This is a genomic window from Dellaglioa sp. CoH-57-MRSF-21, from assembly GCF_056781915.1.
Genome location: NZ_JBXAXU010000131.1, coordinates 1 through 319, shown reverse-complemented (window position 1 = coordinate 319; position 319 = coordinate 1). Strand labels below are relative to the sequence as shown.

Below are 319 nucleotides of genomic sequence, written 5' to 3'. Positions count from 1 at the left end.
CAAGGATATCGATGAGGTGATGGGGGCGCAGTCCGAACTGGTTGATGTGGTGGCGACGCTGCGTCAGGTAATGTGTATCAAGGGGTAAAAATGCTGATCAAACAAATCAAGTCTGACCAAGAAGACGCGCGCCGCGCCAAGGCCGCGCTGACGGCGACGTTGCTCACTACCCTGATCGGGGAGGCAATGATGGTTGCCAAAAACGACCAGCGTGAAGCGCCGACCGACGATGAGGTCAAAGAAGTCATCGGTCGTTTCGTGAAAGGCATTCGCGATACGCGCGCCGCGCTCGAAAAGGCGGGGACTCCGGCCGATGATC

Annotated in this window: 1 protein-coding gene; it reads left to right on the top strand. The window is 57.7% G+C overall.

Annotation, left to right across the window (positions count from 1 at the left end):
* Positions 1-90: 90 nt before the first annotated feature.
* Positions 91-319, top strand: a 229-nt coding sequence (locus AC1RPQ_RS08265; protein ID WP_481762306.1) for a hypothetical protein, incomplete at its 3' end; no start/stop codon positions are given.